Genomic DNA, 15,256 nt, shown 5'->3' on the forward strand with positions numbered 1-15,256 from the left:
ATGTCCGCTGCCCCGAACCCGGCCGGGCCGGCCCGGGCAGCGGAACGTATGCCGGCGTGCGTTACACGCTGCGCCGGATCGCCGACGTTTCGCGCGGCAGCGCTTCGCCGCGTTCGCCGCAACCGAGCAGGATGCCGGCCAGCAGCACGATCAGGTGTCCTTCGGCGAAATCCAGCAGCAGCGAATTCGCGAGGCTGCCGATCGCGAAGATCGCGAGCCACCCGAGCAGCAAGTGCTGCGAGCGCGGATCGAGCGTACGGCTGCCGCGCGCGATCTGCACGATCAGGTTGACGAACAGCAGCAGGCCGATCGAACCGAGCTGCACGGCCATCAGCAGGTATTCGTTGTGCGGGTTCGACGTGAGCTGCCCTTCGGCGGCCGTCTTGCCGGCGGTGAGCTTCTCGAATTCGGATTCGAGGCCGCCCGCACCGTAGCCGATCACCGGGCGCTGCCGATACAGCTCCAGCCCCTTCTTGTACCACTCGAGGCGCAGCCCGGTCGACGTGGCCGCATCGCTCTGTCGGTATTGCTGCACTTCCGTCACGACCTTCGTCAGCCGGCCGTTGTGGACCGTGCATGCGGCAACCACGAGCGCGACGCCCGCCAGGACGAGCACGCCGGCGGCAAGCCCCGCGCGCAGCGCGGACTGCCGGCGCAGCAACAGCACGAAACGCACCGCGACGACGAGGATCAGCAGCAGCGCGATGACCTGTCCCGTGCGTCCCTGCAGCATCACGAACACGTTGACGAGCGACCACGCGGCGACGCCCGCATAGGCGGCGCGGGACAGCGCCGTGCGGGCCGCGAGCGCGAGATCGGCCGCCTGGTAGAACAGCAGCGCGCCGAACATGCCGGCCGCGATGTGGTTCTTGAACACCCACGCGCGCGACAGCGGCAGTTGGGTCGCATACGCCGGCCCGATCGCGGTGAGCCCGAGATAGTTGGTCGTCGACAGCAGCAGGATCACGCACAGCGTGCCGAACCAGCAGCGCCGCACGATCGGCGCCCAGTTCGAATGACGGAACGCGAGCACGGCGAACGGCAGCAGCAGCAGCTTGTCGTACTTCGCGACCCAGTTCCACGCCTTGTGATGCGGTGCGACCGTATAGGTGACGCTCAGGGCCAGCGCGGCCAGGATCAGCAGCGCGGCGAGCGAAGCCGGGTCGGCGACGAACGAGCGCAGGTCGCGCCAGAACTCGGGGGAGATCACGAGCGCGGCGGCGAACAGCCCGCAGAACACGTTGGTCAGCGCGGTCGAAACGGGCACCATGCAGAGCGCGGCGACGGCGAATGCGCGGGCGGCGGTCAGGCGCCGCGTGGCGGGAGCGGAAAACGAAAGCATCGGAACCTGTCGTATGGACGAATGCGGCTTGCGGGCATCTGCGCCGCGTCGCTTATCCCGGCGAGAGACCCGGGACGAACGGCGCAGTATACGCGAAGCAGGGCAGGTTTCCGTGCGGTTTTCGGGGCGGGATCAGCTGAACGCGCGCTTGATCCGCGAGCGCAGCAGCGCGCGCTTGAGGCGGCCTTCCACCACCGGTGTATCGAGCGCGATCTGCGTGCCGAGCGGCTCGCCGCGATGCAGGTAGTAGCGGTCGAACGTCGCCTGCGTCATGCCCCATTTGTTCAGGAACTGGCGGCGGCCGTCGTTCTTGACGATCTTGCCGGTGCTCTTCTGCTGGAAGTGGTACACGAGGCTGTCGCCGACGCCGACGAAGATCCGGCAGCCGGCGTCCCAGAATTTCATCGAGAAGTCGTTGTCGCTGCTCATGCCCGGCGACAGCTCGCTGCTGTAGCCGCCGATGCGGTTCCACCAGTCGCGGTGCACGAGCGTCGGCGGCCAGGTCGAGCCGAGCCAGTCGGCACGCACCAGCTTCGGAGTCGCGGCGACGAGGCCCGCCGCGTCGAACTGCTCGGCGTCGCGGCCGAAATTGCTGACGACCACGCACGGGTTGCGCGTGTCGACCGGCTCGACCATCGTGCCCGACAGCATGAACAGGTCGGTCGGCATCCGTTCGATGCGGCGCACGAGCGCCGTGTCCCAGCCCGGGCAGCAGAACATGTCGTCGTTCATGTAGACGACGTAGTCGCGCGTGGCGCGCGCGGCGGCCAGGTTGACCGCATGGCAGATGCCGATGTTGGCCGGCGACGCGGTGTGTTCGATTCCTTCGTTGCGCACCCAGTCGAGCGTGCCGTCCGAGCCGTCGTTCACGTGCACGATGATCTGGTGGTCATACGCGGAATGCCGGCGCAGGCTGTCGACGACGAGCTTGAGGTACGGCAGGTTGTTCCAGGTCGGAATGATGATGGAGAACATGGCGGTCGGATTCGGTGGTCGTCGTGACGGGCGGCGCGCAGCGCGGCCGCTCGGGCGGGCACGCACGGTGCGCGCAACCCGGCATTGTAACGCCGGGCCGGCCGCGCGCCGGCGCTCGCCTAGCGAGCCGGTTCGTGACCGAGCTTCAGGAAGCGGTAGTACACGGTTTCCGCGTTGAACACCGCGATCATGAAGCCCGCGCGGCCGTCGAGGAACCCGCGCCGCAGCACGTAGGTGCGCACGAACGCCCACGCGCCGCGGCCGAGCGCCTTGCCGAAGCCGCCACGCTGGCCGGCCGCGCGGCGCTGGCGCGCGCCGGCCGTCGAATACGCGTCGAGCTTGCGCACGACCGTTTCGAAATCCTCGTACGAGTAGTGCATCAGCTTGCCGGTCAGGCGCTGCGCGGCGGTATCGAACACGAGGCGCTCGTGCACGAGGTCGTCCGAGAACCGCGCGGCGCCGCGCCGGAACAGCCGCGGCACCCAGTCCGGATACCAGCCGCTGTGATGAATCCATTGGCCGCAGAAGCTCGACAGTCGGTCGAGCGCATAGACCTGCGCGCCCGGCGCGCGGATCGCGTCGCGGATCGACCGCGCGAGTTCCGGCGTGACGACTTCGTCGGTATCGAGCGACAGGATCCAGTCGGTGCCGAGCGCGTCGAGCGCGCGGTTCTTCTGCGGGCCGAAGCCCGGCCAGTCGCGCTCGACGATCACGCGCGCGCCGTGCGCCTGCGCGATCGCGACGGTATCGTCGGTGCTGCCGCCGTCGATCACGACGACGTCGTCGGCGAACGACAGCGCATCGAGACACTGCGCGAGCCGCGCGGATGCGTTGAGGGCGATGAGGGCGACGCCGAGGGAGGGTTCAGCCATGAAATCGTCGGAAAGGCGGAGAAAACGGTGAGCGGGAGTATACCTTCGGCCCGGCCGCGGCCCGCATCGGCGATGGGCGTGCCCGCGGGGGCGGTGCAGCTATAATGTTGAGCCCTTTCCGGCACCCGCCCGACGGGGCGCACACCCGGGCGGCCACGCGCCGGGCGCCGCATCGCGGCTCAAGAAGGATTGCCTTGGAAACCCAGAACACTCTTCGCAAACCGATGGACGGCACCGGCACCTCGCCGCTCACGGTCCTCAAGCGCCTGTGGCCGTACATCCGGCCGCTCGTCGGCATCGTGGTGCTCGCCGTGATGACGATGGGCGTCGTCGCGGCCACCGAAGCCGGCATTCCGGCGCTGCTCAAGCCGCTGCTCGACCACGGCTTCGGCTCGCACGGCAGCGACAGCGCGAAATGGTACGTGCCGATCGCGGTGATCGGCCTCGCGCTGGTGCGCGGCGTCTCGCAGTACACGTCGAATTACCTGCTCAACTACGTATCGAACCGCATCCTGCTGCAGCTGCGGCTCGAGATGTTCCAGCGGATGCTCCACACGGGCGCGTCGTTCTTCCAGCGCGAAACCGCGAGCACGGTGATCAACGCGATCGTGTTCGAGGTCAACCAGATCCTGTCGGTGCTGACGGGCGTGATGGTCACGCTCGTGCGCGACTCGCTGACGGTGATCTTCCTGCTCGGCTACCTGTTCTACCTGAACTGGCGGCTCACGCTGATCGTCGCGGTGATCCTGCCGGGCATCGGCTGGCTCGTCAGCAAGATCAACCGCCGGCTGCGCCGCCTGAACCGCGAGCACCAGACGCTGACCAACGAGCTGTCGTACATCGTCGAGGAGACGGTCGGCGGCTACAAGGTCGTCAAGGTGCACAACGGCGAAGCGTACGAGATGGACCGCTTCACGACGATGAGCAAGCGCCTGCGCGGCTATGCGATGCGCATGACGATCTCGGGCGGCCTCGCGCAGCCGCTCACGCAGTTCCTCGCGTCGATCGCGCTCGCGGTCGTGATCACGATCGCGGTCGTGCAGTCGTCGAACGACCAGACGACGGTCGGCGGCTTCGTCGCGTTCGTCACGTCGATGCTGCTGGTGATCTCGCCGCTCAAGCACCTGATCGACGTCAACCAGCCGCTGCAGCGCGGGATGACGGCCGCCGAGCTGATCTTCGGGCTGATCGACGAGCCGGCCGAGCCGCAGGGCGGCGGGCGGCCGCTGTCGCACGCGCGCGGCGAGATCGAGTTCCGCGCGGTGTCGTTCGATTACGGCGCGGCCGAACGGCCGACGCTCGACCGCATCTCGTTCAAGGTCGCGCCGGGTGAAATGATCGCGCTGGCCGGCCCGTCCGGGAGCGGCAAGACGACGCTCGTGAACCTGCTGCCGCGCTTCTTCGACCCGACGGACGGCACGATCCTGGTCGACGGCGTGCCGGTTGCCGACTACGACCTCCACGCGCTGCGCAGCCAGATGGCGATGGTGAGCCAGGACGTCGTGCTGTTCAACGACACGATCGCCGCGAACGTCGCCTACGGGCAGACGCCCGACCGCGCGCGCGTGCAGGCCGCGCTCGAGGCCGCGAACCTCGCCGATGCGGTCGCCGCGATGCCCGACGGGCTCGATACGCTGGTCGGCGGCAATGGGATGCGGTTGTCCGGCGGCCAGCGCCAGCGGCTCGCGATTGCGCGCGCGATCTACAAGGACGCGCCGATCCTGATCCTCGACGAAGCGACGTCGGCGCTCGATTCGGAGTCGGAGCGCCACGTGCAGGCCGCGCTCGAGCGGCTGATGGAAGGCCGGACGACGCTGGTGATCGCGCACCGGCTGTCGACGATCGAGCGCGCGGACCGCATCCTCGTGCTCGAGTCCGGCAAGATCGTCGAGGAGGGGAGCCACGACGAACTGCTGCGCCACGGCGGCCTCTACGCGCACCTGCACCGGATCCAGTACCAGCAGCAGGCGGCGTGAAGCGCGGTCACGCGGCCACGCGATGCCGTGTGCTAGTCTTCATCGGGCAGTCCCGGTCGTTTCTCGTTCGACGTGACACCACGGAGGGAAGGACAATGAAGAGGATGCACGGCATGATGCTGGCCGCCCTGATCGCGGCCGGCTGCGCCGCCACCGCGGCGATGGCGCAGGATCACGGCAACCACGGCAATCGCGATGAGCGCGGCGGCCACGGGATGCAGCACGGCCATGGCCCGAAACACGTGCCGCCCGGCCATGCGATGCATCGCGACGACGTGCCGCCGCGCTGGGCCGACGGGCCGCGCCGCGACTGGCACAAGGGCGACCGGCTGCCGGACGAGTTCCGCGATCGCCAGTACGTGGTCGACGACTGGCGCGGCTACCACCTGAGCGCGCCGCCGCGCGGCTATCACTGGGTCGGCGTCGGCGGCGACTACCTGCTCGTGCAGATCGGCTCGGGCATCGTGCTGCGGGTCGGTCCGTAATCCGGCCGGTAACCCCGGTCTGTAACCTGGTCCGTAACCGTTACGCAGCGTTCCGATCGTTCATCCGGCTGCCGGGCGCGTTGCCCGGCGCCGCGTCACTTTGCCGCCGCGCGGCGGAACCAGCGCCGCTCGATTCTCGACATCGCCCAGCACACGCCCAGCGCGCACACGGTGCCGAGCGTCACTTCGCCGAACCGGATCAGCGGAACGTCCCATAGCGGGCCGTTGCCCGGGAACAGCAGCACGATCGTCGCGGTCACGCCGCCGAGCCGTGCCGCGCTGCCGATGTTCAGGCACCAGCAGCAGACGATCACGACCGCGACGGTGATCGCATACGCGACGAGGCGATCGCCGCCCAACGCCGCACCGGCGAAGCCCAGGACGCCGCCGACCATCGCGCCGATGAACTGGTCGCGCGACAGCGACATCGTGTCCGAGTAGTTGTGCTGCGTGACGGCGATCGCGGTGATCGCCGCCCACACCGCCTGCTCGCTATGCACCGCGCGGCCGATCGCATACGCGAGGCACGCGCCGCACACGGCCTGCACCGCCATCAGCCCGCCTTGCGCGAGCCGCTCGCTGAATGACAGCCCCTTGAACAGATCGAAGATCGACTGCTGGATCTGCTGGCGGGCTTCGTTGAGTGTCCTGATCGTATCCATCGTGCGTGGGCCAAGAAGCGGGTAGCGGCGGCGCGCCGCCGTCAATGCGCCTGTTCGGGCGAGGCGGGCGCCGGTTCGTCGGCCGTCGCGTCGCCGTTGTCGACGCGCGTTTCGGGCATCACGAGCCAGACCAGCAGCACCGCGAGCGCGCCTGCCGCGGCGAGCCCGAAGAAACTGACCGCGTTGCCGAAGTGATCGGCGACGTAGCCGGCCACGGCCGTGCTGAGCGTCGCGCCGATCCCGGCCGCGAGCCCGAACAGCCCGATACACAGGTTGTAGCGGCCCTTGCCGCCCGCGACGTCGGCCGCGATCAGCGGCAGCATCACGCCGAACACGGCCGCGCTGATGCCGTCGAGCATCTGCACCGGCACGAGCAGGTACGGGCTGCTGACGCCGGCGAACAGCAACGCGCGCACCGGCAGCGCGGAGAAGCCGAGCAGCAGGATCGGCCGGCGCCCCCAGCGCTGCGCGGAACGGCCGACCCACGGCGACAGCATCGCGACGATCGCCTGCGGCACGATGATGCACGCGGCGATCACGAGCTGCACGTTCTCGCCCATCCCGGCCGTGACTTCGCCGGCCGCGAGGTTCAGCATCGCGGCGTTCGACAGGTGGAACAGCACGACGCAGGCCGCGAAGATCAGCATCCGGCGGTCGCGCAGCAGTTCGAGCAGCGTTTCGCGCTCGCCGGCTTCGTCGACGTCGTCAGGCTTCGACGACTGCGGAATCACCTGATGCGTCGGTTGGATCATCGCGAGCGCGAACAGTGCGGGCAGCGCCAGCACGGCGGTCAGCCAGAACACCGCGCGCGCGGAGAAGTATTCGCCGGTGAGCCCCATCAGGCCCGCCGCGACCGCGCTGCCGATCGACGCCCAGCGCGCGTTGCGGCCGAGCCGGTCGCCGAGGTCGGCGCGGCCGACGAGCGAGAACGAGATCGCGGCCATCGCCGGCACCAGCATGCAGCTCGCAAAACCGTGGAATACCTCGGCGGCGATTACCGGCACGATCGTCGGGCTCGACGCGAGCAGCACCGCGGACAGGATGATGGCCGCGATCGCCCACGCGGCCGCGCCTTTCTTGTTCTTCAGCGCATCGACGGCCGCGCCGCCCGGCACCTGGCTGACCATCGCGCTGATCGTGCCGATCGACAGCACCATGCCGATCTCGCCCTGCGTCCACTTGTGCGACGCGAGGTAGGACGCGATGAACGGACCGAACCCGGTTTGAACGTTTGCAACGAAAAAGTTGAGCCAGTCGAGGGCCCGGAGACTGCGAACGCTGACGGAATGCTTGATCGTCATCGGGTGGCACTCGCAGACGAAGCCGGCACCGCTGCCGCCGGGGCAACGGGCGGGAAAACCGCGACGATCGGCTTGTCGGCCGCGTACGGCGGCGCTGCCTTGATCTGCGCGTCGTTCAGGTCGAGCTGCGGGTGCAGCGCCTTGTCGCGCGTGACGAAGCGCAGCGCGCCCCAGCTCGCGGCGATCGAACGGCGGTCGGTATTGACGAGCCCGCCGAGGTCGAGCACGACGGCCTGCGGCTGCGCGCCGCGGTCGATCAGCACGTCGACGATCCGGCCGATCTTCGTGCCGTTCGGGCGTTCGACATCGCTGTCGAGCATCGGCAGCCGCGTCGCCGGCGACGCCGCGGCCGAGCCCGACAGCGGCACGGCCTTCGGCCGCGCGGCCGGCGGCAGGTCGCCCGACGGCACGTCGAGCACGATCGGCTCCTGTTTGCCGCCCGGCGTGAAGCGGAACACGTTCCACGGGAAGATGACCTTGCGGTCGCCGATGCCCATGAAGCCCTGCAGGTTGACGATCATCTCGCGCGGCTTGCCACCCGCGTCGACTACCATGTCGACCGCGCGGCCGACCACCTTGCCGTTGCGGCGCGCGACTTCGCTGTCGAGCAGCGCATGGATCTGGGTGCGGTCGAGCGCGCGCGTCGCGACGAGCGGCGGGGGCGGAGGCGGAGGCGGGGTCGGCGATTCGGGGCGCTGCACGGGCTTCGGCCGTGCCACTTCGCGGTGCGGCTTCTTCGGCGCTTCCGGTTCCTCCGGTTGCGTCGGCGCGGGCACGGGCGGCATCGTCAGCGGCTCGCCGGCGGTTTCCTCGACAGGCTCGACGAGCGCCTCGCTGATCGGCGCGGGCGGGTTCTGGACCGGCAGCAGCCCGCAGCCGGACAGCAGCGCGGCGACGGCGACGATCAGGAATACCGTCGAGGACGGCAACGACTTGCGGGATGCGGGAAACGGGAGTCCGCCGCTCATTGACACTCACTCCATGGGTCGGGGCGGCCCGAGGGCACGCGGCTGGCGATGGATGGCGGGTGCGGGCGGCGCACCACGCGAGGGTGAGAGTTTAACGTGTCTTGCTTTCAGGACCGATTTCGATGGCGGGTTGCAGGCGGACCGTCGGGAAAAGGAAGGGATCGGAGGCCGGTCGGCGGGCCGGCTGCGGCGCCTGATCGATGACGATGCGGGCGCCGGCGCTGCTACCGTCGCTGCCCTGGCTCGGCGAGCCCGAGCCCGAGCCGCCGTACGCGGGCAGCGACATCGGCGCCGCAACGCCCGCAGCCATCATGATCACTCGGAAGCAGCGGCGCCGGCCTGGCCCGGCCGTCATGACGGCCGGGCCGCGGGCGCTGTCCGAAGCAGCGTGAACCCGGGAAATCAGGCGTCCGGATACCACGCGTCGGCGAATTCGCTGACCTGGACGTCCTTCAGTTCCGGACGGGCGGCCAGCCATCCGCGCACGAGCTCGCGATCGGCGTCGGTCGTCGTGCCGCGCGGCGCGCCGGAGATCACGTACGCGCCGATGCCTTCGTCCGCGGACGCGACGGTCAGCAGCCCGTTCGCTTCGACGAAGTCGATGAATGCGTCGATCAACTGGCCGCGCTCGAGGTCGGTCATGTCGTTGCGGTAATGCGCGGTGGCGTTGAACGAGAGTTCCTGGAATTCGCCGATGTGGAGTTTCTTGCGCTGGCGGCGGTTGTGGCCTTGGCTCATGGTGTGTGCTGAATGAATGAGAGGTGAGAAAGGATAGCGCGGCGGATGGCGCGGGCACCCTGTCGACGTGCGGCATGGGCGAGGCTGGAGGCGAAAGCGGGCGTATCGCGGGACCGTTCCCGAAACGGTTGTTAAACCATTGCGCGATGCGCTCTTCGCCGTGCGGCCTGGGCAAGCGGCCTATTACACGCCTGACCGAATGATACAGGGATGGCGAGCGTGTTCGGCTTTGCTAACGTCTGCGGCTATTCGAACGACAACGAGGGCCGTATGTCGAACAATCGCTATTCGTACGAGGGGCGTGAGGATCTCACGCCGGGGGATTTGTTTTTCTGGGTTGCCGTGAATCAGGTTTGCAAACGGTTTGGCTTTCACGACCTTGGTGCTGCGGCTGCCATTCTATTGGGGCAGAACGATGTACCGGTTCCCGGCAAGCCGCGCGGCGCAGTGGCCGGCACCTCCGTTGCGTCGCTTGCGGCGCGCAAAGCGCTGCCGTTCAACGTCAGAATTCGGATGCCGACCATCACGAAAGCTGGTGCCGGTGGTATGCGGATCGCCACGACTCGTAACCTCGGTGCATTCGTCGGGCGTGCAGTGCCCGTTGTCGGCACTATCATGCTCGCCACGGATGCGGCGGTCGTCATGTGGAATACGGTGCAGGTCTACAACAGCATTGCAAAACCGGAAGACAGGGTGCTCTGATATGACTGACACGGCATGGGATCGGCTCGAGGCATTTGCTCGGGAGGAGTTAGGGCGTCCGCTTTTTGGCGGTCCGCTGAAGCTGTCACGTTCAAGCCGGATGGAAGAGGACCTCCGCATCACGGGAATCGACGCGATCGAATTTATCGACAAGTGGGGCGAGACCTTCGGGATCGATGTAGAGCATTTTCCGTATCAGCGATACATCGGCCCGGAAACGCTCGATATGGTCAGAACGTTCCTTGGGCTGTTTTCGTCGAAATATCGTGACCCGGAACTTGTGCCCCTGACACTCGGCATGCTGGAAGAAGCGATGCGTGTCGGCCGATGGGATACCGAAGCGATCGAGCGCTTCGCACGGGAAGCAACTCGCGACGAATAGCCGTTCGGCGATGCATGCGGGTTGCGCGAAAGCCGTGCCGTACCGGGCAGGAATCGCGCAACCGCCAAGAACGCATCGTCACATCAGCACGATGTCGTACTGCTCCTGGCTCAGGTTCGACTCGACCTGCAGCGACACCGGTTTGCCGATGAAGTCGATCAGCATCGCCAGATGCTGCGATTCTTCGTCGAGGAACAGGTCGATCACCTGCTGCGCGGCGATCACGCGAAACTCGCGCGGATTGAACTGGCGCGACTCGCGCAGGATCTCGCGCAGGATGTCGTAGCATACGGTGCGCGACGTCTTCACCTGGCCCTTGCCCTGGCAGGTCGGACACGGTTCGCACAGCACGTGCGCGAGCGATTCGCGCGTGCGCTTGCGCGTCATCTCGACGAGTCCGAGCTGCGAGAAGCTGTTGACCGTCACGCGCGTGCGGTCGCGCGACAGCGCCTTCTTCAGCTCGGACAGCACCGCGTCGCGATGCTCGGCATTCTCCATGTCGATGAAGTCGATGATGATGATCCCGCCGAGGTTGCGCAGCCGCAGCTGCCGCGCGATCGTGTGCGCGGCCTCGAGGTTGGTCTTGAAGATCGTGTCGTCGAAGTTGCGCGCGCCGACATAGCCGCCCGTGTTCACGTCGATCGTCGTCATCGCCTCGGTCTGGTCGATCATCAGGTAACCGCCCGACTTCAGGTCGACGCGGCGCGACAGCGCGCGCTGGATCTCCGTCTCGATGTTGTACAGGTCGAACAGCGGCCGCTCGCCCGTGTAGTGATGCAGCTTCGGACTCACCGCCGGCGTGAACTCGCCCGCGAATTCCGACAGGCGCTGGTAGGTCTCGCGCGAATCGACCTGGATGCGCGTCGTGTCGTCGTTCGCGAAATCGCGCAGCACGCGCTGCGCGAGATCGAGATCCTGGTACAGCAGGCTTGTCGCCGGCAGTCGCTGCGCCTGCGCGACGATCGTCGCCCAGGTCTTGCGCAGGTACGCGACGTCGCCGGCCAGTTCGTCGGAGGTCGCATCCTCGGCGATCGTGCGCACGATGTAGCCGCCTTTCTCGTCCGGCGGGATCACGGCGGTCAGGCGCGCGCGCACGGCCTCGCGCTCGGCCTCGCTCTCGATCTTCTGCGAGATGCCGATATGCGGCTCCTGCGGCAGGTAGACGAGCGTGCGGCCCGCGATGCTGACCTGCGTCGACAGCCGCGCGCCTTTCGTGCCGATCGGATCCTTGATCACCTGCACCATCAGCGTCTGGCCTTCGAACACGATCTTCTCGATCGGCTGGTGCGGCGCGCCCGACTGCGGCTCGCCCGCGAGGCGCGGATGCCAGATGTCGGCGACGTGCAGGAACGCCGCGCGCTCGAGGCCGATGTCGATGAACGCCGACTGCATGCCGGGCAGCACGCGCACGACCTTGCCGAGATAGATGTTGCCGACCCGTCCGCGCGACAGCGTCCGCTCGACGTGAAGCTCCTGCACCGCACCTTGCTGGACGAGTGCGACGCGCGTTTCCTGCGGCGTGAGGTTGATCAGGATTTCTTCGTTCATGGTGCGGTTCAGAAGGCGACGCGTGCGGTACGCAGCAGCGCGGCAGTCTCAAAAAGGGGCAGACCCATGATACCTGAATGGGATCCGTCGATTCGCTCGATGAATTCGGCCGCGCGGCCCTGGATCGCGTACGCGCCGGCCTTGCCGAACGGCTCGCCGGTGTCGACGTAGCGCGCGAACGCGTCGCGCGATGCGTTTGAAAAGCGTACCGACGAGCGCGACAGCGCGGGCGGCAGCAGTTCGCCATCGGCGCCGATCACGGCGACGGCGGTCAGGACTTCGTGTTCGCGGCCCGCGAGGCGGGTGAGCATCGCGAGCGCATCGTCGGCGTCGGCCGGCTTGCCGAGGATCGCGCCGTCGATGGTCACCGTGGTGTCCGCAACGAGCACCGGCGCGGGCGGCTTGCCGCTCGCGACGAGGCGCGCACGCGCGGCCTCGGCCTTCGCGACGGTCACGCGCCGCACGTATGCGTCGGCGGCTTCGCCGGGCAGCTCGGCCTCGAGCGCCTCGGCGTCCTCGTCGGGGCGCGGCAGCAGCAGCTCGAAGCGTACGCCGATCTGCAGCAGCAGCTCCTGGCGGCGCGGGCTTTGCGAAGCGAGGTAAAGGATCGGGAAAAGCGCGGGGGACGTGCTGGACGGCATGGTGTCGTTATCTCGTTAGGCGCGCGCGGCGCGCGTCTCGAGGACGACACGTCATGCGCGGTGGTAGGGGTGATTCTGCGTGATGCTCCACGCCCGGTAAAGCTGTTCGGCGAGCAGCACGCGCACCATGCCGTGCGGCAGCGTCATGCTCGAGATGCGCAGCAGCACGTCGGCGCGCGCTTTCAGGTCCGGATCGAGCCCGTCGGCGCCGCCGATCACGAACGCGACGTCGCGGCCGTCCTGCTGCCAGCCGGGCAGCGCCTGCGCGAGCTGCATCGTGGTCCAGTCGCGGCCGCGCTCGTCGAGCGCGACGAGGCGTGCGCCCTTCGGCAGCGCGGCCTCGATCTTCTGCCGCTCGGCGGCCATCACGCTTTCGGCGCTGCGGCCGCCCGAACGCAGTTCAGGCTTGATTTCGCGCAGCTCGATGCGCAGTTCGGGCGGCATCCGCTTCGTGTATTCGTCGAAGCCGGATGCGATCCAGCCCGGCATCTTGTGGCCGACCGCGAGGATGAAAAGCTTCATCGGGACGACTCGCTGCGACTCAGCGGCGGCGGGCCGCCGTCTTGCGCGCCGGGCGTGCGGGCGCGGCTTCTTCCTCGTCGTCCTCGTCTTCGCTGGCCGTCGCGAAGCCGTTGCCCTTGCCGCCGCCGAGCTTCATCCGCACGGGCTTGTCGCCCCAGATTTCCTCGAGGTTGTAGTACTGGCGCAGCGCCGGTTGCAGGATGTGCACGACCGCGTCGCCGCAGTCGACCAGCACCCATTCGCCGGTGTCCTCGCCTTCGGAGCTGACGACGTCGCCGCCGGCTTCCTTGACCTTGTCGCGCACGTTCGACGCGAGCGCCTTGGTCTGGCGGTTGGAGGTGCCCGACGCGACGACCACGCGGTCGAACAGTTCGGTCAGATGGCTGGTGTTGAACACCTTGATGTCTTGCGCCTTGACGTCTTCGAGGGCGTCGACGATCACGCGCTGCAGTTTGCGAATATCCATGGATTCAGGAATGGTAGAGGCGATGTTGAAGAATATAGGCCCATACGGCGGCCGGCACATGTTCGGCCGACGCGTCGGGCATTTGCGCATGGCGTGCGATGCATTCGCGCAGGTGCGCGCGGATGTCGGTCGCGGCGATGTCGAACGAAAGGGTCGTATCGATCAGCAGACGGCCTGCCGGCGTGGCCTTCAGCACGTCGGCGCCGGCCTGCCGCGCGGCGATTTCCCGCGCAACGTCCGGCGGCGCCGCGCCGAGCTCGAAGCCCGGACGCGTCGACACGCCGATGTGCGCGTAGTCGAACAGCGTGCGCCAGTCGCGCCACGTATCGAGGCGCACGAGCTGGTCGGCGCCGATCAGCAGCGACAGCGACGCATCGGGGCCGATCCGCTCGCGCCAGCGCGCGAGCGTCTCGACCGTGTAGGTCGGGCCGGTGTGCTCGATCTCGTCGGTGGCGACGGTCACGGTCACGCCCGGTAGCACGAGCGAATCCGCGGCCGCGCGCGTCATCGCGAGCCGGTGCTCGGCGGCCGACACGTCGCGCTTCTGGTACGGCTGTCCGGCGGGCAGCAGCACGAGTTCGGTCAGGTCGAGCAGCGCGGCGAACCGGCGCGCGAGCGCGAGATGACCGTCGTGGATCGGGTCGAAGGTGCCGCCCAGCAAGCCGATACGACGCGGCAGCGGGGCGGGGCGGGCGGTGGTGTCCAGAAACGCGTCCTTTCGTTGGGGCAGCGGCACGCGCGGGCTCAGACCCAGTCGCGCGGCACGAGGAAGTCGCTGTAAAGGCGCGCTTCCGGCGAACCCGGCTCGGGTTGCCAGTTGTAGCGCCAGTTCGCGACCGGCGGCATCGACATCAGGATCGACTCGGTCCGGCCGCCGCTTTGCAGGCCGAACAGCGTGCCGCGGTCGAACACGAGGTTGAATTCGACGTAGCGGCCGCGGCGGTAGGCCTGGAAGTCGCGTTCGCGCTCGCCGTACGGCAATTCGGCGCGGCGCTCGACGATCGGCAGGTACGCGTTCAGGAACGCATCGCCGACGCTTTGCATCATGTCAAACGAGCGTTCGAAACCGGGCTCCGAGAAATCGTCGAAGAAGATCCCGCCGATGCCGCGCGTTTCGTTGCGGTGCTTCAGGAAGAAATATTCGTCGCACCATTGCTTGAAGCGCGGGTAGAGCTCGGCGCCGAACGGGTCGAGCGCATCCTTGCAGGTCTGGTGGAAATGCCGCGCGTCGTCCTCGAAGCCGTAAACCGGTGTCAGATCCATGCCGCCGCCGAACCAGAACACGGGGTCTTCGCCCGGTTTCGTCGCGATCAGCATCCGCACGTTCATGTGCACGGTCGGGCAGTACGGATTGCGCGGGTGCAGCACGAGCGACACGCCGAGCGCCTCGAAGCCGCGGCCCGCGAGCTGCGGACGCGCCGCGCTCGCCGACGGCGGCAGCGCGTCGCCCGCGACGTCGGAAAAGCCGATTCCCGCGCGTTCGAACACGCGGCCGCCTTCGAGAATCCGCGTGCAGCCGCCGCCGCGCAGGCGTTCGGCCGGCCCGCGCTGCCACGTGTCGGTCGCGAGCGGCGTGCCGTCGAGCGCGCCGAGCGCGTCGGCGATACGTGTCTGCAGGCCCTGGAGGTACGTGCGCACACGCGCCACGTCGTAGGTCGAATCGGTCATGTCTGGAC

Annotated in this window: 18 protein-coding genes; 4 read left to right on the plus strand and 14 right to left on the minus strand. The window is 68.1% G+C overall.

What is annotated here, in order from left to right; all coding sequences use genetic code 11:
* Positions 1-61: 61 nt before the first annotated feature.
* The 3 genes from HWX55_RS24410 to HWX55_RS24420 all read right to left on the minus strand — a co-directional run bounded on the left by HWX55_RS24410 (position 62) and on the right by HWX55_RS24420 (position 3,189).
* Positions 62-1,342 carry an O-antigen ligase family protein gene (locus tag HWX55_RS24410; RefSeq protein WP_175977611.1) on the minus strand — a complete coding sequence of 427 codons (1,281 nt, stop codon included), beginning with the start codon at positions 1,340-1,342 and terminating at the stop codon, positions 62-64.
* A gap of 132 nt (positions 1,343-1,474) precedes the next feature.
* Positions 1,475-2,317, minus strand: a complete 843-nt coding sequence (locus HWX55_RS24415) for a glycosyltransferase (protein ID WP_175977612.1) — start codon at positions 2,315-2,317, stop codon at positions 1,475-1,477.
* Positions 2,318-2,436: 119 nt separating this feature from the next.
* Positions 2,437-3,189, minus strand: a complete 753-nt coding sequence (locus tag HWX55_RS24420) for a glycosyltransferase family 2 protein (protein WP_175977613.1) — start codon at positions 3,187-3,189, stop codon at positions 2,437-2,439.
* A gap of 224 nt (positions 3,190-3,413) precedes the next feature.
* Here HWX55_RS24420 and msbA point away from each other — a divergent pair, with 224 nt between their 5' ends.
* Together msbA and HWX55_RS24430 are read left to right on the plus strand one after the other, a co-directional pair.
* Positions 3,414-5,165, plus strand: a complete 1,752-nt coding sequence (gene msbA, locus HWX55_RS24425) for a lipid A export permease/ATP-binding protein MsbA (protein WP_244140639.1) — start codon at positions 3,414-3,416, stop codon at positions 5,163-5,165.
* Positions 5,166-5,260: 95 nt separating this feature from the next.
* On the plus strand, positions 5,261-5,650 hold the full coding sequence (locus tag HWX55_RS24430) for an RcnB family protein (protein WP_175977615.1): 390 nt from the start codon (positions 5,261-5,263) through the stop codon (positions 5,648-5,650).
* Between the two features lie 95 nt (positions 5,651-5,745).
* Here the strand turns inward: HWX55_RS24430 and HWX55_RS24435 are convergent, their stop codons facing one another.
* The 5 genes from HWX55_RS24435 to HWX55_RS24455 form a co-directional block, all read right to left on the minus strand.
* Positions 5,746-6,312 carry an FUSC family protein gene (locus HWX55_RS24435; RefSeq protein WP_050016377.1) on the minus strand — a complete coding sequence of 189 codons (567 nt, stop codon included), beginning with the start codon at positions 6,310-6,312 and terminating at the stop codon, positions 5,746-5,748.
* 41 nt (positions 6,313-6,353) lie between these two features.
* Complete coding sequence (locus HWX55_RS24440) at positions 6,354-7,613, minus strand: MFS transporter (RefSeq protein WP_050016379.1); 1,260 nt, start codon at positions 7,611-7,613, stop codon at positions 6,354-6,356.
* Complete coding sequence (locus HWX55_RS24445; RefSeq protein WP_089488694.1) at positions 7,610-8,581, minus strand: PRC-barrel domain-containing protein; 972 nt, start codon at positions 8,579-8,581, stop codon at positions 7,610-7,612. The genes HWX55_RS24440 and HWX55_RS24445 overlap by 4 nt, the downstream gene beginning before the upstream one ends.
* A gap of 91 nt (positions 8,582-8,672) precedes the next feature.
* Positions 8,673-8,894, minus strand: coding sequence for a hypothetical protein (locus tag HWX55_RS24450; protein WP_175977616.1), 222 nt, complete (start codon positions 8,892-8,894; stop codon positions 8,673-8,675).
* Positions 8,895-8,983: 89 nt separating this feature from the next.
* Positions 8,984-9,319, minus strand: a complete 336-nt coding sequence (locus HWX55_RS24455) for a 50S ribosome-binding protein YggL (RefSeq protein WP_069618124.1) — start codon at positions 9,317-9,319, stop codon at positions 8,984-8,986.
* 270 nt (positions 9,320-9,589) lie between these two features.
* On the opposite strand from HWX55_RS24455, the gene HWX55_RS24460 reads away from it, so the two are divergent.
* Positions 9,590-10,021: an STM2901 family protein gene (locus tag HWX55_RS24460; protein WP_175977653.1), complete on the plus strand. Its 432-nt coding sequence runs from the start codon at positions 9,590-9,592 to the stop codon at positions 10,019-10,021.
* A gap of 1 nt (position 10,022) precedes the next feature.
* Complete coding sequence (locus HWX55_RS24465; protein ID WP_175977617.1) at positions 10,023-10,403, plus strand: DUF1493 family protein; 381 nt, start codon at positions 10,023-10,025, stop codon at positions 10,401-10,403.
* Positions 10,404-10,481: 78 nt separating this feature from the next.
* Here HWX55_RS24465 and rng read toward each other — a convergent pair whose 3' ends face one another.
* The 6 genes from rng to hemF are packed head-to-tail and all read right to left on the minus strand — an operon-like array spanning position 10,482 to position 15,248.
* A complete protein-coding gene (gene rng, locus HWX55_RS24470; protein WP_050016390.1) occupies positions 10,482-11,951 on the minus strand; it encodes a ribonuclease G in 1,470 nt (489 codons plus the stop codon).
* 8 nt (positions 11,952-11,959) lie between these two features.
* On the minus strand, positions 11,960-12,592 hold the full coding sequence (locus HWX55_RS24475; RefSeq protein WP_175977618.1) for a Maf family protein: 633 nt from the start codon (positions 12,590-12,592) through the stop codon (positions 11,960-11,962).
* A gap of 51 nt (positions 12,593-12,643) precedes the next feature.
* Entirely contained in the window at positions 12,644-13,114 is a 471-nt protein-coding gene (gene rlmH / locus HWX55_RS24480) for a 23S rRNA (pseudouridine(1915)-N(3))-methyltransferase RlmH (RefSeq protein ID WP_006478222.1), read from the minus strand.
* A 19-nt stretch (positions 13,115-13,133) separates the two neighbouring features.
* Positions 13,134-13,580, minus strand: a complete 447-nt coding sequence (rsfS, locus tag HWX55_RS24485; RefSeq protein WP_050016394.1) for a ribosome silencing factor — start codon at positions 13,578-13,580, stop codon at positions 13,134-13,136.
* Positions 13,581-13,584: 4 nt separating this feature from the next.
* The gene (locus HWX55_RS24490) at positions 13,585-14,310 is read right to left on the minus strand and encodes a nicotinate-nucleotide adenylyltransferase (protein WP_347879639.1); all 726 of its coding nucleotides are present in this window, start codon (positions 14,308-14,310) and stop codon (positions 13,585-13,587) included.
* A 14-nt stretch (positions 14,311-14,324) separates the two neighbouring features.
* Positions 14,325-15,248 carry an oxygen-dependent coproporphyrinogen oxidase gene (gene hemF, locus HWX55_RS24495; protein WP_175977620.1) on the minus strand — a complete coding sequence of 308 codons (924 nt, stop codon included), beginning with the start codon at positions 15,246-15,248 and terminating at the stop codon, positions 14,325-14,327.
* Positions 15,249-15,256 lie beyond the last annotated feature (8 nt).

The organism is Burkholderia sp. BCC1047 (assembly GCF_902833155.1).
GTDB classification, from domain to species: Bacteria; Pseudomonadota; Gammaproteobacteria; order Burkholderiales; family Burkholderiaceae; genus Burkholderia; species Burkholderia sola.